The sequence below is a fragment of the Providencia huaxiensis genome, from assembly GCF_002843235.3.
GTDB classification, from domain to species: domain Bacteria; phylum Pseudomonadota; class Gammaproteobacteria; order Enterobacterales; family Enterobacteriaceae; genus Providencia; species Providencia huaxiensis.
This window is the reverse complement of record NZ_CP031123.2, coordinates 2,312,302-2,333,892: the sequence shown is the minus strand read 5'-3', so window position 1 is coordinate 2,333,892 and position 21,591 is coordinate 2,312,302. Positions and strand designations below refer to the sequence as shown.

The window sequence follows — 21,591 nt, the reverse complement described above, 5'->3', positions numbered from 1 at the left end:
GATTGCGATTAACGTTTAAATGACAACGTTGCTACCGCCACACTTTCATCACATTGCTCACTATTTTCAAATGGTTGCTTATACTTAGTTAACAACATCCATTCACCGGCAGGTAAATGTTTAACGGAAATAATGCCATTATTATTACTCGTCACTGAATATTCCGCTGTATGTGGCGGGTGCTTTGATTCGTTATTAGCGGTATGACTATGGTTATGACTATTTTTAATATACTCAGCAGAATCTATTTCAACTTGACTATAACTAAGTGGCTTACCACGGTAAAAAACCTGAAATAAATCTACCTGCTCATTTTTAGAAAAAATATTATTAATTGGAACTATTTCTAATTCTTGCCCTATTGGTTTAAAGATATAACTATCTAATTTGATATTACCGTCACTCACTATCGTTTTAGCGAATTTAACGCTAAACTGGCAATAGCTCGCTTGTTCTGCTTGTTGCTTATTTAATGGCCGCCACCCCTTCTTAGTTCTAGACCAAAACATCGGTTTCATATTTGTTGATATAATGAAATTATCGGCATTCTTTAGATTTTGCTTATATTCATAAACATAATCTGCTCCTGTACTTTCTAATGGTTCACTTCCTTGTTCTGTCGTTATTTGCGGTAATACAAAGTAATCCTGTCGATTAGGTAAACGTCCTTTCGACGGGAAATCATGGCCATAGCCAATCTCAGCAATAATACGGTCGCTTATTGGCTTAGCAGTGAGCCAAACATCATGAGCGGACGCTATAGATGTCATCAACAATGTGGATAAACTAATCGTAATTAATTGGTTTTTCATTTCAGTATTCCTATTTACCATTGGTAACTAACAAAAACATTAACAGAGCGGCCCGCAATAGGAGCACCTTGAATTGAATTCGCTTGCTTATTTAATGCATTATCTAAAACTAACGCAGCTGTTACGCCTTTTAGATTTTCGAGAGGTTGATAATCCACAGAAAATGTATTTAAAACATAGCCTGCTTGAGTGTCTGTGCCTGTTTTCACATGGCGAGCTGGGGCGACAAAAGTGCCTCGCCAACCGACGGATACTCCACTGAGTGATGTGGGTATTTCTAGAGAAGTGACCACCGTATCAGGACTTAAATTTCCTAACCATTCACGATTATTTGCATCAATTCCTTCAGTATGGTTATAGGATAGGCCTAATTTGAAATCACGATGTTCATAACTTGATTGGATATCCCATCCCCAAATTTTTGCTAACGCGACATTATTTGCATAGGTAATTCCCTTTTTTCTATCGACATGCGTTGCTATATAATTTTTCGCATGGGTATTAAAGTAGCTGCCTTTCAGTTCGATGTTATCTCCATCAGAGAAAATAGAATCAAATGTCAGTCCTACCCCAATCTCTTGTGAATTATTAGTTTCAGGCTTTAAGTTTGGATTTGGTACCCAATAATTAGGTTTCCCTCGTGAATAAAAATGTAATCCATCACGATACATTTCTTCCATTGTGGGCGCCCGAAAGGCTGAGGATGCGGAACCAAATAGCATCAGCCAATCGGTTGGATTTAATACAATTGCGGCTTTTGGCGAGTAGTTGCTAGCAGTTAAATCACCATATTTTGAATTGCTACTTTGATAATGGTCATAACGAGTACCAATGATAAAAGTCATTGGTAAATCACGTAATGTAATCTCATCTTGGATTAGCCCTGAGTAAAAATTGATTTTCCCATCAGGGTAGACGGTTTCAGCACCTGAAGGTTGGTGCTTTTGATGATAAAATTCGCCACCTACAATAATTTGTTGACCAAATAACGGCGATTGGATCACACTCGTATTCGTTATTTTTGTTCCATAACTTGTACTATTGCGGTGTTTACTTTTTTGTCCCGCAGGTGTTGAATGAACATCCACTTCAGAAGAATAAAGCCGTGTATTCAAATCAATTAAGCCTGAATAAGTAGGGTTAAAATGATAATTCATTTGTATATCACGCTGAGTAGTATTGCGGTGATAGTATTCTGAATTATCAACACTGGGACTAGTGACTGTTGGGTTTCCGGGTTCTTTTGATTTACTACTATAGTGTTTGATGCTGCCGCTTATACTTTGGTTTTCGTCAATCGCATATTCACCTTTGGCAAACAAACTATTATTTCCCTCATCATTTGGTGCGGAGTATCCATCTCCTTGATAAATATTACCTCGCTGGCGTTGACTCAGCGAAAGCAAACCATCAAATTGTGCTGTTCGCCCATATGCCATCACACCTGTCCCATAGCTATGGTCCCCTGTTGCCCCTGCGGTAAATACGCGAAAGCTATATTTTTCGTTACCATTCAGAAAATCTTTTGCATTTACAGTACGATAATCAATGACTCCCCCAAGTCCACCGCTACCATACAAACTTGACATAGGTCCCCTGACAACCTCAACTTTTTGGATTAAAAATGGGTCGACAAATGTCGCACTTCCCTTATCCATTCCAGTGTCCTGTTTCACACCATCAACCAGAACTAAAACCCCATTTTTGTTATAACCCCGTAAGTTAAATGTTTGCCCATTAGTACGACCTACGCCAACTTCACTGAGCCCCGCGATCCCTTTTAACAGTCCCCCTGCAGTCATTGAGGTATAAGTTAATGCCGTATTGTTGTGTACTACATTAACGATGGAAGGTGCTTCAAATTGTTCCGTTTCTATACCTGTTGCTGTGACAGTAATTGTTGAGTCTTTTGCAGTAGAAACGGCAAAACTCGAATTATGGTTCCCTAGAAATAAAATAAAAAAAGTTGCTAATGCTGTTGTTCTCATTAATAAACCCAATATAGATCCGATACGTGAAAGTTATGTTATAACATAACAATATAACTTCAAGTTTTTCTCTCTAATTATTTTGAAATTATTATTTTGGATTTTGCTGCCGATACCACGCTAATTCTCTAATTTTGTTGTGTATCAGCTAATTATGGGTAAGATCTCATTGGACATTAAAGCGAATGTTTCAAAAAGAATTTCAGCGGTAGCCGCCCAAACCCATCTGATTTTATGAGATAATCTTCTTCATACCTATTTTGTATACATTATCGGCAGCTGGCGTAAAAACAATCAACACTAACTCAGTGCTCTCCGATAATAACTGATAAGAAAAGAGAATCTATCGACATGGCAAAATCACCCGCGAAAAAACCAACCAAAGGCTTTGAAGAAACCCTTTGGGATACCGCTAATCAACTGCGTGGTAGCGTTGAATCCTCTGAGTATAAGCATGTGGTACTCAGTTTGGTGTTCCTGAAATTTATTAGTGACAAATTCGAAGCCAAACGTAGCGAATTAATCAAAAATGGTCAGGAAGCCTTTGTTGATATGGATGTTTTCTATCAACAAGATAACGTTTTCTTTTTGCCGCAACAGTCCCGCTGGTCTTATGTGCAAGAGCGTGCGAAACAAGATGATATCGCGGTGATTATTGATACTGCGTTATCCACCATTGAAAAAAGCAACGCATCACTGACAGGCGCATTGCCGGATAACTATTTTTCTCGTCAAGGGCTTGAACCGAAAAGGCTCGCCTCACTTATCGACAGCATTGAAAACATCGATACCCTTGCCACGGAGTGTGGGGTAGGGGAAGAAGATCTCGTCGGCCGTGTTTATGAGTATTTTTTAGGGCGCTTTGCTGCGAGCGAAGGTAAAGGCGGGGGCGAGTTCTATACCCCAAAATCGGTAGTAACCCTACTTGCTGAAATGTTAGAGCCTTACCAAGGCAAAGTGTATGACCCGTGCTGCGGCTCAGGCGGTATGTTTGTGCAGTCGTTGAAATTTGTGGAAAGCCACCAAGGGAAAAGCAAAGATATTGCGATTTATGGGCAGGAGCTGACCAGCACCACCTATAAACTGGCGAAAATGAACTTGGCGGTGAGGGGGCTGACGGGCAATTTAGGGGAACGCCCAGCGGATACTTTTTTCGCAGACCAACACCCTGACTTAAAAGCCGACTTTATTATGGCGAACCCGCCGTTTAACTTAAAAGATTGGCGTAATGAAGCCGAGCTGACCAACGACCCACGTTTTGCGGGTTTCCGTACCCCACCGACGGGCAATGCTAACTATGCGTGGATTTTGCATATGTTATCTAAGCTCAGTGAAGACGGGGTTGCGGGCTTTGTGTTAGCCAATGGTTCGATGAGCTCGAATACCAGTGGTGAGGGCGAAATTCGCCAAAAACTCATCGAAGATGACCGTATTGAGTGCATGATAGCTTTGCCCGGTCAGCTCTTTTTTACCACGCAAATCCCCGTTTGTTTGTGGTTTATCAGTAAAAGTAAACACGCGAGCGCCAAATATGGTTATCGTGACCGCCAAGGGGAAACCTTGTTTATCGATGCGCGTAATATTGGCACGATGATCAGCCGTACCCAAAAAGAACTTACAGGTGAGGATATCGCCACTATCGCTGATACCTTCCATGCATGGCGCAGTAGTGAAAGTGAACTGAAACGTCGTGTTGTAGCCAATGAAATCAGTATTGAGCAGTATCAAGACCAAGCCGGTTTTTGCAAAGTTGCCTCCCTTGACGATATCAAGGCCAATGATTTTGTACTCACACCGGGGCGCTATGTCGGTGCTGCGGAAGTTGAAGATGACGGTGTGTCGTTTGAAACCAAGATGCAGGAACTAACCCAAACTCTTTATCGCCAGATGGATGAAGCGGCAGAGCTTGATAAAGCTATCCGTAAAAATATGGAGGCGTTGGGGTATGGGTATTAAACAAGTACCGCTTAATGAATTTATTACCTTACAAAGAGGGTTTGATCTTCCCAAGGGGGATAGGTTAGAAGGAACAATACCTGTTGTTGCATCTACAGGTATTGGTGGATATCACAATATAGCTAAAGTTGAAGCCCCTGGAGTAGTAATTGGTCGAAGTGGCAGCATTGGTGGCGGTCAGTATATTAAGGAGCCATTTTGGCCTTTAAATACCACATTATGGATTAAAGATTTCAAGGGGCATGACCCACGGTATGTGTATTACTTAATGCGAAGCATTGATTTTTCTATATTTAATGTTGGATCTGGTGTTCCCACACTGAACCGAAATCATTTAAGCTCATTGTTGGTAAATGAATTAGGTATTAATAATGAGAGGGCAATAGCTCAGTTATTAGGTGATCTCGATGACAAGATAGATATTAATTCTCAAATTAATTCAACCCTAGAGCAAATGGCGCAAGCCCTATTTAAATCATGGTTTGTGGATTTTGATCCTGTTATCGATAATGCACTAGATGCTGGTTTTTTTGAGCAGGATTTAGCCTTTTCAGAAGAATTACTGCGTCGGGCTGAATTGCGTAAAACTGTACGTGAAAGTGATGATTTTAAGCCGTTATCAGAAGATATTCGTCAGTTATTTCCTAATGCTTTTGAAGAATGTACAGAGTCTACGTTAGGGCTTGGGGGATGGGTGCCAAGTGGATGGGAACTCGGTAATTTGAGTGATGTAACTGATATTTTGAGTGGTTTTGCTTTTAAGAGTAACGAGTTCCAAAATTCTGGATTCGGTGTCATAAAAATTAAAAATATCGGTAATGATAAAAGTGTCGATATATGTGACATTCAACGAATTGATATTTCATTAGCTGAGAAAGCTAAACGTTTTAGCCTTAAAGATGGAGATTTATTAATGGCTATGACAGGTGCAACCGTTGGTAAATTTGGTTTTCTTGTCACTGAAAATCAAGAACCGTATTATTTAAATCAACGCGTTGCAAAGTTTGAGGCTATTGATGAAAGTACTGCTTATTTATATTGTATTCTCAATAGAAAGATTACCGAGTCTTATATTGTTAATACAGCGCAAGGAAGTGCTCAGCCGAATATAAGTGCAAAAGATATTCTTGCAATGCCGTTAATTACTGCTCCACAATCTATAAGGGAACTATTCAATGACAAAACAAATGATAGTTTCCAAAAAATCATTCAGATGAGAAAGCAAAATATTATTCTTGAGCATCTCCGTGACACTCTCCTCCCTAAACTGATCTCCGGCGAGCTGTCTTTAGACGATATCAAAATAGGCATTCCAGAAGAAACACTCATCTAATTTATTCGACCGCTTCACATTTTTCTTATTGTGCAGCGGTTTTTGTTATCTAATCAATTAAACTAGCTTAATTAAAAAACACGATAAAAAACAATTTATAAAACAGACAAGAAGCTACTGACATGAGCCATATCTTCACCGAAGCCAAATTGGAACAGGCAATTATTGAACTGCTAGGACAACATGCAAACAATGCAGGAAAAACCTGCTATCCGCATTATGTCGGCAACACAATTCCACGCAAAGACAATAGCGAAGTGTTGATAGTGGACGACTTACGTCAGTACCTTGCTAACCAATATCAAGCTGATGGCATCACTGAAAGTGAAATCACCACGATTGTTCTGCAATTACAATCTTTACCAGCCAGCGACCTCTACCAAAGTAATAAAACTTTTTGCCATTGGCTCAGTAATGGTTTTTTACTCAAACGCGAAGACCGCAAGCAAAAAGACCTGTATATCGAACTGCTCGATACCCAAACATTGCCTGCTCAATTGGTTAAATTATTTGCCGGGGAAGATATCGTATCGGAGGCAGATAATAACCGCTATCGGTTAGTTAACCAGCTCGAAATCGAAGGGCAAGCCCGTGATGGGGGAGTCCAACTGCGCATCCCTGATGCAATTTTATACGTCAATGGTTTACCGCTGGTGGTCTTTGAATTTAAATCAGCGGTGCGAGGTGAAGAAGCTACCCTATTTGACGCATGGACACAGCTTTGCGTTCGCTATAGCCGCGATATTCCTAAGCTGTTTGTTTATAACGCCTTGTGTATTCTTAGTGATGGCGTGAATAACAAAATGGGTAACCTATTTGCCCCTTATGAATTCTACTACGCATGGCGCAAAATCAGCGGTAACGAATCAACGGAAAAACAAGGTATCAATGGCCTATATACCCTGATCGAAGGGCTATTTCATCCCGTTCGTTTATTGGATGTATTGAAAAATTTTATTTTCTTTCCTGATACCAGCAAGCACGAAGTGAAAGTATGTTGTCGTTATCCTCAGTATTATGCGGCTCGTAAGCTGTTTTACAACATCGAAAAAGAGCGTAAGCAGATAAACTCGGGCGGTGAAAACATCGGGGGTAGCGGTAAAGGGGGCACCTACTTTGGTGCGACTGGTTGTGGTAAAAGCTACACCATGCAATTTTTAGCGCGCTTATTGATGAAAAGCGTCGATTTCGCTAGCCCAACCATTATTTTAATCACCGACCGAACCGATCTTGATGAACAACTCGCCAAACAGTTTTGCAATGCAAAAGCCTTTATTGGCGATGAAATTATTGTACCGGTCACCAGCCGACAAGATCTACGCGACAAGTTAGCAGGGCGTGCCAGTGGCGGGGTATTCCTCACCACCATTCATAAATTCACAGAAGATATTCAACTGCTTTCTGAGCGCAGTAATATTATCTGTATCTCTGATGAAGCTCACCGCAGCCAAATTAACCTCGACCAAAAAATCAGTATTAACCAAGAAGACGGCACGGTTAAAAAGACCTATGGTTTTGCTAAATATCTGCATGATTCACTGCCGAATGCCACTTACGTTGGTTTTACGGGAACGCCTATCGACGCCACCTTAGATGTATTCGGTGAAACTATCGATAGCTACACCATGACCGAATCGGTGAATGATGAAATTACTGTGCGCATTGTGTACGAAGGGCGTGCAGCTAAAATCGCCCTTGATAACAGCAAATTAGAAGAAATCGAACGCTATTACCAAGAGTGTGAAGCGCAAGGCACCAGCGAATATCAGATAGAAGAAAGCAAAAAAGCTACAGCGAATATGAACTCCATTTTAGGGGATCCTGACCGTATTGATGCGCTAGCGAAGGATTTTGCGCAACATTATGAAAAACGTGTTGAAGAAGGCTCGACCATCAAAGGCAAAGCGATGGTGGTTTGCGCTAGCCGTGATATTGCCTATGCATTTTATCAGAGCCTGAAGTTACAACGGCCAGAGTGGTTTGAGGCGAAACTGGCAATAGAGGGTGCTGAACTCACTGAGCAAGAGAAAAGCGAATTGATGCGCCTGCCGATGGTCAATATGGTGATGACTCGTGGAAAAGATGACCATGAGGCCATGTACAATTTGCTGGGAACGAAAGATTACCGCAGAGAGTTAGATAAACAATTTAAGAACCCGAAATCCAACTTCAAAATAGCCATTGTGGTTGATATGTGGCTGACCGGTTTTGACGTGCCAGAGCTGGATACTATTTACATCGATAAGCCATTACAAAAGCATAATCTTATTCAAACCATTTCCCGCGTGAATCGCCGTTTTGAAGAGAAAGAAAAGGGGTTAGTGGTTGATTATATTGGTATTAAAAGTCGCATGAATATGGCGTTGGCCATGTATTCGAAAGCGGATAAGTCTAATTTCGAAGATATTCAGCAATCTATCGTTGAAGTGCGTAATCACTTGAACTTATTGGCGCAAATATTCCATAAATTTGATAGCGATGATTACTTTTCAGGTTCGCCAACACGACAGCTAGACTGCCTTAATCGAGCGGCTGAATTTATCCTGCAAACCAAGAAAGTTGAACTGCGTTTTATGGGGTTAGTGAAGCGGTTGAAAGCCGCTTATGATGTCTGTGTGGGCAGTGAAGATATTACTCAAGATGAACGGGAACACATTCATTTTTATCTCGCGGTACGCTCCATCGTTTACAAATTAACGAAAGGGGACGCACCGGATACAGCGCAAATGAACCAAAAAGTGCGAGAGATGATAGCCGAGGCCCTTAAATCCGAAGGTGTGGAAGAGATTTTCACGTTGGGTGATGACAAAGCGGAGACCATTGATATTTTTGATGATGAATACATGGCTCGTATCAATAAAATCAAGCTGCCAAACACAAAAATGCAGCTGCTACAAAAGATGCTACAAAAAGCCATTAGTGATTTTCAAAAGGTCAATCAACTCCAAGGGATCAACTTTTCCAAGCGTTTTCAAGCTTTAGTCGAGCAATATAACCAACGCAAAGAGAATGATGTGCTCAATGGTGAAGAGTTCGACGATTTCACTGAACAAATGGCGACGATGATTTGTGACATCAAAGCCGAAATGATGTCATTTAAAGGCATTGGTATCGATATGGAAGAAAAAGCTTTCCTCGATATTTTACAGCACATGTGCCAGAAATACGATTTTACCTACGATGACGCCAAAATGTTGGCGCTTGCTAAAGATATGAAGCTGATTGTCGATGACAGCACGCAATACCCTGATTGGAGCAACCGGGACGATATTAAAGCGAAGCTGAAAGTTGACCTGATTTTATTATTGCACCGTTATGGCTTCCCACCAGTGGCCAATGACGAGGTATATAAAAGTGTGCTGGAACAAGCCGAGAATTTTAAAAAATATCAGCTGGGGTGATTGGCGACCGCTAGCGCATCGGGGTCTTTCTGCGCTTTCAGACCTGCAATATCGCCTTCGGTACGAATGATATCCATGGTCTGATTGCCGATTTCGCCAATCAACTGGGATTGTTTTAAGCGGTTTTGTTCTTTCTCTTTATCGAATATCGGGTTGATGCTGCCGTCATTGGCGTGCTCGGTATCGCGATTGAGCTCGTTAACATCCTGTTTTTGCTTGTTTTCATCGCGAACAATCACGGAGCCTTCACTGACTGCTGATTGTGTGGTGCCTTCCGCATGGCCGCTGTTATTGGCATTGGATAATAATCCTCCTGCGGTATTGGTGAGAAGTTGACCGCCAATTGGGCCACCGGTGCCAATCGAACCGCCCGTGTGCTCGGCGGTAAAGTCGGCTTTGTTGTCGATATCTTTCCAGCCCAACGTACCGGTATCAAGGCGATTTTTGTCTTTATCCGCTGTTGAGGCAATCACCGCACCATCAAGCTGAGTGTGCTCTTTGACGTTGACATCAAAGCCGCCTTTTGCTTTTCGACGATTGGCATTAGTGCGCAGTTGTAAGGCAAAAAGTTAGACAGCTAAAGAAGAAGGGAGGGGTAAAACCAGAAAATATACAGTGGGTTACGCCCCCAACCGCGGTAAACCCACCCCCAGCCCGCAACTCACCTTAAGCGGTAAGTGGCTGAATGAGTTGGGGTTTGAGGTGGGCAGTCACTACAGCCTCTCCCACCAAGCCGGACAGTTGATTATCCAGCTGGTTGAGAACGAGTAAGATATTTAAGGACGATCCCAGCAGATAACTGGGATCGTCTCATTAATTAATAGAGTAAAGATCTTGAATGTAACGCTCAACAAATAGTTTTAATTCAGAAGATGGATAAGGTTCTTTAGCTTGGATTAAATAAGCATCATCATAAATTACTCTTGAATTCAATGAGCTAGATATTATATACAAAATTAAAACTGAAAACTTTAAGTTGCTCTCACCTCTTGTGGAGACACTTACCATGTATGGGTACTCTATATCATCTATATCACGTAGATTTTCTTCAATAAAGTTAAAACTTATCCAACAAAAATAATCATATTGGTGGTCGTGTATATAAATAAACTTATCAAGTAAATTTAGTCCTTTTTTAGCTGATATACCTATAGTTAATTGTTTTGTAGACAAAGAAAAGTCATTAAACCCATCGACGATACTATTGAGGATATCTTCAAATTGAGGAAGCTTTTTAATTGGAAATAAAATTTCGTTAGACATTATTTTCCTCCATTGGTACTAATTGAACCACTTGTAACATTAAGCCAGCCATCTTGGGTTTTAATGTAAATATTATTTACCGTGCCTTCTTTTGTGATATTGCTAACTGGAGAGCCAGATTTAAAGTGGTCAATCATTTCTTTCATGCTTACACCTGTTTTAGATGCATCCACATATAGATCCCCTTGATAGCCAGCTTTTTGCATATCTTTGGCACCACTCACAATATTGCGCCTAACAGCGTTGATGCTCTGCCCTTCTACTAATTTTAATTGGACCGGAACACCATCTAGCCATCCATCTATTCCTTGGAAATTTTCTTTTTCAACTCCTTTAAAATTACCGCCCTTATATTTAACAATATCTAATGCTTGCTGGTATTCATGAGGTTCTAATGCATTCTGTATGACTGTCCCTTGTTTTCCATTAGGTAATTTAAGGATATCTTTACCTGAGTTTATTACTGTTGACTCCGCACTCGTCAACTGATTCAAGTTAATCTTACCAGCCTTGGCTTCTGACTGTATTACTTGTTTAACTGTCGAGACTTCTTGTGCTGTTTTACCAATAATCAATGCACCGCCGGCACCAGTTCCTCCCGGTGTTACTACCTCTGCTGTAAATATACCCACTTCATTTAAGCATATTACAGGTGCTGCTTTACAGCCTGTTAAAGCAGTTCGAACAGTTGCTATCATTTCTGGTGCTATAACTAATGAGTAGCCAGCTGCAACGACGCCCATCGATGCTCCAGACACAACTAAATTACCATTATTAATGCCTTTAGTTATGTCTGCTTTACAGCTCGCATCACAATCTGGGATATCAGCAAATAAGAACCCAAGGTTTCCACCAAGTGCCATTGAGTTATTCTCAACCGCATTCTTCCCAGCTTGCGAGCCGGTAATTGCCCCAGCCACATCACCGGTAGTCAGTCCACCCGCTAATCCTGAAGCCAGCTGGCTTAGTGCGCTGACTTGCTGTTTCTCACTTTCACTCAGTTCCCAAATTTCTTTGCCCGGGAAGAGGGTGTTCAAGATAACATGAGCCGATAGCTCACCGCCACCAGCACCTAATCCACCCGCAGCGGCGGATTGGTTATTTAGCTCAGCGACGACGGCGCCCAATACGGCGTGCGCCATGGCATTGGTTGCTTTGTTAACTTCACCAGTAGCAGGGTCAGTTGTAAGCTCTTTAATCTTGGTCGCTAAGTACGGCGAGGAGGCATTTGCCAATGCACCCGCTAAATTATCACCAGCAAGCCCTTGTAGCAAGCCAGTGACGGCTTGGGCGGCTTTTTGGAAGTCGCTGCCCGTGCCGTACTGTGCCATGGCGTTGTTGTAAGCTTGCTGTTTAATCGCGTCATCAGTGAGTGTTTTCCCCTCTAATTCCAGTTGTTTTTTGGCGATGGCTAGCGCATCTGGGTCTTTCTGCGCTTTCAGACCTGCAATATCGCCTTCGGTGCGGATGATATCCATGGTCTGATTGCCGATTTCGCCAATCAACAGGGATTGTTTTAAGCGGTTTTGTTCTTTCTCTTTATCGAATATCGGGTTGATGCTGCCGTCATTGGCGTGCTCGGTATCGCGGTTGAGCTCGTTAACATCCTGTTTTTGCTTGTCTTCATTGCGAACAATCACGGAGCCTTCACTGACCGCTGATTGTGTGGTGCCTTCCGCATGGCCGCTGTTATTGGCATTGGATAATAATCCTCCTGCGGTATTGGTGAGAAGTTGACCGCCAATTGGGCCACCTGTGCCAATCGAACCGCCCGTGTGCTCGGCGGTAAAGTCGGCTTTGTTGTCGATATCTTTCCAGCCCAACGTACCTGTATCGAGGCGATTTTTGTCTTTATCCGCTGTTGAGGCAATCACCGCGCCATCAAGCTGAGTGTGCTCTTTGACGTTGACATCAAAGCCGCCTTTGCCTGCAAAGATACCGGTTTGTTCTTTCACACTGTCGTAGTTACTGTGTATCTTATCTTTGCTGGCACTGATATTGATGTTTGGCGTGCCACCTATCGTGTAACCGCCACCGATGCTGACCTCTTGCTGTTTCGCATCATAACGGTCACTGTCTTGCTCACTTTGCAGGGTGAGGTCACGACCGACATTGACAGTGACTTGCTCACCACTGACTTGCGCCCCTTTGAGGGTGGTATCTTGTCCACTGTTTAAGGTGAGTTTGTTGCCTGCATCCAATGTGGTTTCCGTGTGGGTGAGGCCATTGCCTTTTTCATGGCCTTTGCCTTGGTTGACGGAGGCTGAGATATTGACTCCATAACCACCTTCACCAACGCCCACACCAACCCCGACACTGCTACCTTTGCTGCTATTTTTGCTGTTTGTCTGCTCGGTATTTTGGGCAGAAACGAGGTTGATATCTTGCGTGGCAGACAGTGATAAGTCTTTGCCTGCTTTGAGCTCACTGCCGACGACCGTGATATTACCGCTGTCGGGGTTGGTATCTTTGTTTTTACCTGTTGCGGTAATCGACAGGTTTTGGCCTGCGTTTAAGGTGCTGCCTTGGGACTGGCGGCTGTCGGTGTGGGTTTCACTTTTCGACGATTGGCTGCCGTAAGACACGCTGACGCCAACCGTATTGGTCGCGCCTTTTTGGTAGCCTTTATCACCTGGCTTGAGGTTGTTTGCCGCATTGTAGTTATTGGCGGCCTCAGTTTTAAGGCCATCTAATTCAACGGCTTGCTGGGCTTGAACACCCGATAATACCGCTTTGGTGTTTTGCAGGGCACTTAAACGACCGTCACTTTCTTTGCGAGCTTGCTGTGCAGTGCTGACGGCGGTGTTGAGGGCGCTGCCTGCACTGCCAGAGAGAGAAATACCAAACCCACTTTGCTTGGTTTCAAATGTCTCAGTGCGAGTTCGTTCATCATAGCCCGGGTCGATTTGGACGCTGTCGCCCGTGAGGTTTAAGTCTTTTTGGGCAATCAGGTCAGCTCCTCCCACATGCAGTTTGTTGCCGGCGGTGATGTTGACATTGCCTTGTGTGCTGCCAATGGTGCTGACACTTTGGCTTTGAGTGGTGCCTTTTTCATCTACTTCATGGCGGGAGGATTGTTTACCGACACTAAAGCCAATGCCACCGCTACTCATTAGGCCGCTTTTTTTCTTCTCTTCGAGCAGATAATGTGAGTCGGTTTCGGTCGCAGCGGTGATATCCACATTGTTGCCAGCGGTTAAGCTGACATCATTCTCTGCAACCACGGAAGAGCCTTTAACGGTCAGGTCGTTCCCTGCGGTAATGGTGATTTTTTCGCCACTGAGCAAGCTGCCTTTTTCTCGCGTGGTTTCATCGTTTTGGATGGTGTGCTCACTGCTGGCGCTTAAGAAGCCTTTACTGCTACGCTGCTCTTCAACATATTTTTTATTTTCTTCCGTGGCGGTATTGAGTGTCACATTCTGTTTTGCATCAAGGGTGATTTCGCCTTTTTCACTGTGGATGGTGCTACCCGTGACGGTGATGTCTTTATCACGCGCCGTGATTTCGATGCCGTTTTGCCCGCTGAAGGTGCTGCCGACCACCTCATGGGATGAGGTTTCATCGACTCGGGAGCCTTTGCTGCTGCCATTGCGCGTTTGCTCTTGGTCTAGCGCGTGGGTGTCTTGAGTTGCTGCCGTGATAGTCACATCTTTCGCTGAGACGCTGATTTTACCTGCTTGGCTATCGACTTGGGCGCCTTCTGCCACCAAGTTGTTACCTGCGTTCAATGAAACGCCTTTGTCGCCACTGAGCGTACTGAGCACCAAACGGTCTTCTTCACGGGTGTTGCTGACGGAAGAACCGTTGCCTTGTGCATCGAGTTGGCTTTTATTGGTGGTTTTATCCGATAGGATATTGATATCGCCACCCGCGTTGACATCTAATGTGCCGCCAGCTTGCGCTTGGCTGCCTTTGACGGTGACATCTTTTCCGGCATTGAGGCTGAGATTGCCACCAGCGCTGAGTTCACTGCTTTGTGCGAGTTGCCATTCGCCGCTGATATGCGCGAGGCTACCAGTCGCATCCATGCCTTCATTACCGCGTTCACCCATTGCCCCCGCAATCACATCAATACTGCCAGTATGGGTGCTTTTCACTGCGGTAATGGATAAATTGTCACGTGCATTGAGCTTGATATCGCCTGTTGCATCCAGTTTCGCGCCTTGTAGTTGAACGTCATGCCCACTTAAGGTGATATCGGTGGCGCTCATTGTCGCTTGACGCAGTGCATCTTGTAAGTTGGTGCTTAACGTGAGGCTATCGGCTTGGATATTGATAGTATCCGCTTTGATATCCCCATCACGGTGCATAAATTGTTTCGCATCGACCTCAAGGCCTTTTTCTGCTAATAAGTTCCCTGCATTATCGATGCTGTCAGCGGATAAGTTCAGTGTCTTACCGCTGATCATCGCCCCTTGCTGTGTCAGGCTAAGTGTCGTGTTAGCTAAATAGACTTTCGGAACCCAGACCGTTTGTGGGCCTTGTGGGGTGTTGATGGTCTCGCTGACTAGCCATACGATGTCCTGTTGCAGGGCAGCGATTTGTGCCGGGGTCAAAGCAACACCGGGACGCAAGTTGAACTCTTCCGCGACTTTAACACCATTATTCATCAGGTATTGATACTGTGCCATGGCATCTTCTTCACGCAGAGAAGGGCGACCAGTAAGTTTCAGCACCTGCTCGCGGACGAGACGTTGTTCATAGAAACCATCCCCTAAACGCTTATGCACATCGGCAGGGGAGTAGCCAACCCGCTCAAGTAGGTAGTCGCTACTGATAAATTTATTTCTGTCGGTAAAGCGCGGGTCGGTGACCACTAAGAATGGGCTGTCTGGGGTTAAGTTCGGACGGAATAAGCCATTATCTGGGATAGAGGTTGCCACATCGCCGATGTGCTGTTTTTCGGTTAACGCCAATTCGGCAGGGAGCAGAGGGCGGTCGATTGGCGAAGTGCCCTCTGCTTGATTGAGCTCTGATTTTCCCTGCTCATTGATGGTGGTATTGAGGTCTTGTTTATTCACGCCATCAATATCAAATGCCAGTGGATTACGTTCCCATTCAGCACGTTCCGCTTTGGCGGCATTCATCGCCGCTTCTAGCGTGGTGATTTGCGCGGCATTGACGGTGGTATTGGTGATATTGGCACTGGTGATGGTGACATTGCCATTACCCGAAATAATGCCATCGATGGTGGTGAGTGCCGTGGTTTTGTCACTACTGGACTGTGGATACCAGTGGCTTTTACTGACATCATAATGGTCGGAATAAAATTCTTTACGGCGTTCATTCACGGAATAGCCAGTATTCTCAATGTGCCCTTTACCTTTGATATCCAAATCACCGGTTGAGGTAATGGTGCTGGCATCATTTTTGAGTAAATCCGTGATATTGAGCGTCATATTGCCGCCCGACAAAATGCGCGCGCCAATTCCTTCGGAGATCAATTTGTCACGGGTGACAGAGCCTGTGACCGAACGATTGCGTATCCAGCTGAAATCATCAATGCCGGTTGCAGTTGCCACATCAATGTGTTGGTTGGGATCCCATACTTCATAGCGATATTGGTTGTGCACACGCCATACCGCACCATGGTAAGGCGTTGGAGGGGTTTTGATACGTCCTGGTATGCCACGCGACTCATAGAAGGTCATGGCATAACTGCCATCGCTATTGGGGGTGAGCGCCAAATAATTGACCCACAGGGTAGTGACTTGACCATCCTGCTGTTTCACCTTCATTTGTGCACGTTTATTTTTGGCATCAATGTCTAAGATTGTGCCATACTTGTTATCCAATGCGGCCTGATCGTTTTGAAAGGTCAATTGCTGCGTGGTCGGTGCCATCGCAGTTGGGTTTTTATGGGCCTGAGTTTCAAATGAACGCCAGTAAAAGTTATACAGTTGCTTTTTATAATTTTCGACTTCAGCCTCGAGCTGAATATCTAACCCTTCACGTAAGTTATTCAATTGACGTGCGGTAATGGAAACAGCGCCTTCCGCTTCAATAAAACTGGCGTTATTTTCAATTAAGTCAGCACTGGTGAGTGTGAGGGTATCGCCACTGTAAATCAGCGCTTGGTCGCGGTTGGTGAGTGTTTTTTCTGTTTGTAGGTCAATGTGTTTTGCTGCGGCAATGACGGCCTTTTTCCCCTGATTATCAAGGGTCTTAGCTTTAACGCGGATCTCATCCCCCATCAATGTCGCGCTATTGTTTAAAGCGTCGGCGTCGAGCGCCATCTTATCGGCTTCTAACCGATTCAGGTTATTTAGTCTACCTGTTGTGATAGCGAGGTTTTTACTGACCAATGAGCCTTGGTTTGTGAAGTTTAGGCTCGACAGGGTAAAGTCACCTGGTAATAACCAGTCAGTGAGGTTAGTCAAAGTACCCGTGATATTCAGTGTGACCGATTGGTTGCTAGTGAGGGTATCACCTGCGCGGTGCGTGTAGTCCTGCGCCGCGGTCAGCGAAAGCGTTTTCTGACTTTTGATTGTCCCGCCCTGATTATTTATGGACTGGGTACTGATGGCAAGTGACGAACCACTTTGCAGGGTACCTTGTTGGTTTGAGAGGGCAAGCTGAGCCGAGGTGGAAGCGGCATCGGTATTCAGCGCAATATCCCCATTGGCTAACACCTGACCTGATTGGTTATTGAGAATGTTCACCCCTGAAAACGTCAAGTTTTCATTACTTTGCAGCCGGCCTTGGGTATTTTCGATATTTTTAACGGTCAGCGTGGTTTCTTTACTGCCGTGAACCAGTCCATTTTCACGGTTATCTAAGACATTGAGTAACAGGCTGAGGCTACCTTGACTGCTGAGAATACCGTTGTGTCGATTATCCAAGGTGAGCGCAATCAGTTTCAGTGCGTTGGTGGAAACCAGTTGCCCTTGTTGGTTTTGGATATCGGCAGCCGTTAACGTCAAGGTATCACCGCTGTGAATTTTCCCTTGTGTGTTATTGAGCTGCGCGATGTTGTAGGTGCCCGCGAGTTGGCTAATGAGGGTACCTTGGGTGTTATCAAGCTCTGTTGTATTCAACGCAAGCTCTCCGAGGCTACTCACCATCCCTTGCTGGTTTTTAAAGGTTTTTGTTTCCAGTTGTTGGTTTTGATTACTGAGGATTGACCCTGATGTGTTATCAATCAGCGTGGTACTGGTGATATTCAGGGTTTGCTGGCTTTCTATTCTGCCAGATGTATTGTCTAACGCTTGGCTGGTTAACGTGAGGTTTTCACCACTTTGCAGCTTGCCGTGACGATTATTCAGCGCATTTTCAATGGATAACAACAGTTGTTTTTGGCTATACAGTAAGCCGCCTTGCGAGTTATCGACACTCGACGCGCTGAGCTGCAATGTGCCACCGGAGAGTAATTGTCCCTGCAGGTTTCTGACGGACTGCCCTGTGGCGGTGAGGTTTTGACTGGCACTGATTTTGCCTTGGGTATTATTGATTTCGTTGGCAACCAAGAGTGATGCAGAGCCACCCGCTTGCAATGTGCCTTGCTGGTTTTCCAGGGCGTTTGCCGTGAGTTCAACATTTTTCTGGCTTTGGATTTCACCGTTTTGGTTATTCAATGACTGAGTCGTAGCCTGCCATGAATCTAAGCTGCCCATCCAACCCTGTTGGTTGAGAATATTATGTGCGTTGAGTGTTTGCGCTTGCTGGCTGAAGAGTCGCCCATCGCGGTTATCAATCAGCTGTGCCACTTGAATATCTAAGCGCCCAAGGGCATTGAGTGCCCCTTGCGCGTTATTGACAAGATTAGCGCTAATTGCGGTATCACCTTGGCTGGTCAAAATACCCGCTTGGTTATTAAAATCGCCACTGAGGGTGAACGATAGTGCATCTTGGCTGAGAATTTGGCCTTTTTGCTGATTACTCAGTTGGTTACCGGTTAACGTTAATGTGCCACCACTTTGTAGCAAGCCCGCGGTATTATTGAAGTGATTACCTTGCCACTGCAATGTTTTGCCAGCGCTGACTTTGCCTTGGCGGTTATTGAGGTCATTTTGCGTGTTTACGATGAGCTGGCTACCCGACAATAACTGGCCTTGGGTGTTATCAATATTCTCTGCGTTGAGGTTCGTCTGTTTTCCTGCTTGCAGCGTGCCTTTTTGGTTGTTGATATCCCCTTGGGTATCGAGGGTTAATTGATTGCCTGCTTCCAATAAGCCAGACTGATTATTCACATCGCTCTGACTGATAAGGTCGAGATTTTGGGTCGCAATCACTTTACCCGTTTGGTTATCCAAGTGAGCGGTGTGGATATTGACGTTTTGGCTGCTGATTTCGCCTTTTACATTGTCAATTTGCGCGGTGGTTGTGATATCCAAGGCTTTGCCTGATAGTACTTGACCATCTCGGTTATCCAGTGCTTTGGTAGTGATGGCAACCTGCTTACCCCCTTGCAGTAAACCTACTTGGTTGGCGAGTTGCTGACCGATAGACGCGGTTAATGTCTCATTGGCAATCACTTTACCTTTGGTGTTGTCTAACGCATTTTTTGCAGTGATATCAACGCTATTTTCACCAACGACTTGCCCTTGCTGGTTGTTAATCTTGTTTGCATTCAGCGTAATATCTTTGCTGTAAAGCGTTCCGCTTTGGTTATCGAGGTCAGTCGTTGCATTAAGAGTAAGTTGCTCCCCAGACAGTATTTTTCCGCTTTGGTTATCAATACGTTGTGCATCTACCGTGAGCTGAGTATCGCTTTGCACCGTACCTTGTTGGTTGTTAACCAAGTTTGGAGTGGCGAGAGTGAGTTTGTCACCTGAGCCAATAAATCCGTTGGCGTTATTCATCTGTTGGCGAGCGACAATATCGAGGGTCGTCTGGCTAATCAGTTTACCCAGTGCATTATTGAGATTGTCCGTGGTGATAGTCACTTTTTGGCTGTTGATAGTACCGGATGCGTTATTCAGCGATTTGCCTGCTTGCAGGTTGACGGCATTCCCTGCGACAAGGTTACCCGCGCGATTATCAATCTGCTCTTTGGCATTCAATACCAGTGTGGTTTGGCTTTTAATGGTGCCCGATTGGTTATCAATCGCATTCGCTGTTAGGCTTAAATCGCCATTCGCCCCGATTTCACCTTGCTGGTTTCTAACGCTATTTTTCACCAGCCAATCTTGTTTGGTATTGCCTAACGCAACCAGCCGGCCCGCTTGGTTGTTCAATGAGTCGGCATTGAACTTGAGGCGATTGGCTTCAATCGCGCCGCCTTGGTTATTCAGTTGCCCAGAAAGCGCAAATTGGCTCTCATTTTGCCCTGTTTGTACCCATGTGCCTTTCTGGTTAAACAAGTTGTTAGCGCTGACGTTCCATTGCGCGGCTTTGACTTGCACTTGCTCGGTATGAATATCGCGTGCGCTGTTGAGTTTGACGTTGTTGGCGTCAATTTTGCCTTGGGTGAGGGCGATATCCCCTTGTTTGGCGGTGAGTGCCAACGTCGAGGCGGCGACTTGTGTTTGGCTTAAATCCAGTGACTGGCCTACTACTGTGACGTTTTGTTTACTTAAAAGTGTACCTCGGGTATTAATTTTACCGTCACTGTTTAAGGTGATATTAGCATCTTTAATAATATTGCTTTTGTTATCACTGCCTGCGAGCACGTTGCCTTGGCTGCGGATATCGCCTTTCGCATTGATATTGACATCTTTTAGCGCAGCTAGTGTGCCGGTATTGCTCACTGAGCCTGTTTGGCTTTCAATGTTTAAGGTGCCGCCGCTGTGCAATTTACCTTGGTGGTCGATGGCGTCTTTAGCGGTCAGGGTAATATCACTGCCGGCTTGGGTGGTGGCTTGCTGCGATGCACTGCCCCAAATCAGCTTACCGTTGCTGCTGACTGTTAAGGTTTTATCCGCTTGGATGTGCCCGCCTTGGTTACGCACGCCCACGCCTTTTTCGGTGCCTACCATGTGGATATAACCGCTGTACATGCCGCCCATTTGCCCCATGTCGATAGCAAACTCAGGTTGTGGGGTTTGGCTCTCTATCGGGGTGGGGTTATTTTGCGTATCAACCTTATTTTTACCCGCGACAACCGCGATTTTTTCTTTCGCCCACACGCCGGAGTTGATTTCAACGGCGCGGGCGAGCAAATCCACATATTGGGTATCGTGGCGGCTATCGGCATTCAAGCCACCGCCTTCAACACGAATAACACCACGCTCGACTTGATACCCCGCGAGGCTACCATCTTGATTAAATTGTGGTTTACCTGTGGTGAGGGTCATGCGCCCAGCGTTGATGGTGCCGCAGCCATTACAAATAATTCCCGATGGGTTGGCGACAATCACTTGTGCTTTACCGCCAGCCACTTCGAGGAAGCCTTTAATTTGGCTAGGGTTATTACTGTTGACTTCATTCAGAATAACGCGCGCAGGGGCTTTGTTTGGGTCAAGGTTCGGGTTGCCTTGGATCATCCCCGCGGTTTGCGTTGAAGTCATCACCGCCGAGTTATTGAGAATGGCGCCACGGTTATCGACATCAAATTGTTTATATTGGTTATGGGATATGCCCGAACCATTCGGTGCCGCAATATTGACTTGTGGAATGCCATTTTGCGTGTTGATCACATCAGGACGCTGGTTTTTAGGGGCATTGTTATCGGCAATAATGCTGCTCGCCATGGCTGAGCCACCCCACAAGGCTAACCACAGCAGCAGCGAGGTGCGGCGCAGAGTGACCCACAGGCGGCCGCCATTTGAACCGCGCGTTTGGCCTGATTCGGTACTACAGCTTTTAGCTAGCTCGGATACAACACGTAATTCCCCGTGAGTGCGGCTGAAAATTAAACGATAACAATGCTTGTTCATAATGGAGTTCCTTCAAAAAAA

The 21,591-nt window shown here is 44.8% G+C and carries 8 protein-coding genes and 1 pseudogene; 4 read left to right on the top strand and 5 right to left on the bottom strand.

Annotated features, from left to right (window positions below; all coding sequences use genetic code 11):
- Nucleotides 1-8: 8 nt before the first annotated feature.
- Entirely contained in the window at nt 9-812 is an 804-nt protein-coding gene (locus tag CYG50_RS12475) for a DUF4198 domain-containing protein (RefSeq protein WP_166267914.1), read from the bottom strand.
- A 14-nt stretch (nt 813-826) separates the two neighbouring features.
- The gene (locus CYG50_RS12470) at nt 827-2,800 is read right to left on the bottom strand and encodes a TonB-dependent receptor domain-containing protein (RefSeq protein WP_102137477.1); all 1,974 of its coding nucleotides are present in this window, start codon (nt 2,798-2,800) and stop codon (nt 827-829) included.
- Nucleotides 2,801-3,151: 351 nt separating this feature from the next.
- On the opposite strand from CYG50_RS12470, the gene CYG50_RS12465 reads away from it, so the two are divergent.
- The 3 genes from CYG50_RS12465 to CYG50_RS12455 all read left to right on the top strand — a co-directional run bounded on the left by CYG50_RS12465 (nt 3,152) and on the right by CYG50_RS12455 (nt 9,490).
- Nucleotides 3,152-4,756 carry a class I SAM-dependent DNA methyltransferase gene (locus CYG50_RS12465; RefSeq protein WP_102137478.1) on the top strand — a complete coding sequence of 535 codons (1,605 nt, stop codon included), beginning with the start codon at nt 3,152-3,154 and terminating at the stop codon, nt 4,754-4,756.
- On the top strand, nt 4,746-6,089 hold the full coding sequence (locus CYG50_RS12460) for a restriction endonuclease subunit S (RefSeq protein ID WP_102137479.1): 1,344 nt from the start codon (nt 4,746-4,748) through the stop codon (nt 6,087-6,089). Before CYG50_RS12465 ends, CYG50_RS12460 begins: the two co-directional genes overlap by 11 nt.
- A 122-nt stretch (nt 6,090-6,211) precedes the next feature.
- Nucleotides 6,212-9,490 carry a type I restriction endonuclease subunit R gene (locus CYG50_RS12455; protein ID WP_102137480.1) on the top strand — a complete coding sequence of 1,093 codons (3,279 nt, stop codon included), beginning with the start codon at nt 6,212-6,214 and terminating at the stop codon, nt 9,488-9,490.
- Nucleotides 9,491-9,501: 11 nt separating this feature from the next.
- On the opposite strand, the pseudogene CYG50_RS23510 reads toward CYG50_RS12455, so the two are convergent.
- Nucleotides 9,502-10,014 (bottom strand): annotated as a pseudogene (locus tag CYG50_RS23510) (hemagglutinin repeat-containing protein); the annotation flags it as partial.
- 91 nt (nt 10,015-10,105) lie between these two features.
- Here CYG50_RS23510 and CYG50_RS12445 point away from each other — a divergent pair.
- A complete protein-coding gene (locus CYG50_RS12445; protein WP_102137481.1) occupies nt 10,106-10,261 on the top strand; it encodes a SymE family type I addiction module toxin in 156 nt (51 codons plus the stop codon).
- A 42-nt stretch (nt 10,262-10,303) separates the two neighbouring features.
- Here the strand turns inward: CYG50_RS12445 and CYG50_RS12440 are convergent, their stop codons facing one another.
- Both CYG50_RS12440 and CYG50_RS12435 read right to left on the bottom strand, forming a co-directional pair.
- Entirely contained in the window at nt 10,304-10,753 is a 450-nt protein-coding gene (locus CYG50_RS12440) for a hypothetical protein (RefSeq protein WP_102137482.1), read from the bottom strand.
- Nucleotides 10,753-21,570 (bottom strand): hemagglutinin repeat-containing protein, encoded by a 10,818-nt coding sequence (locus CYG50_RS12435; RefSeq protein WP_116068650.1) that lies wholly within the window; start codon nt 21,568-21,570, stop codon nt 10,753-10,755. Before CYG50_RS12435 ends, CYG50_RS12440 begins: the two co-directional genes overlap by 1 nt.
- Nucleotides 21,571-21,591 lie beyond the last annotated feature (21 nt).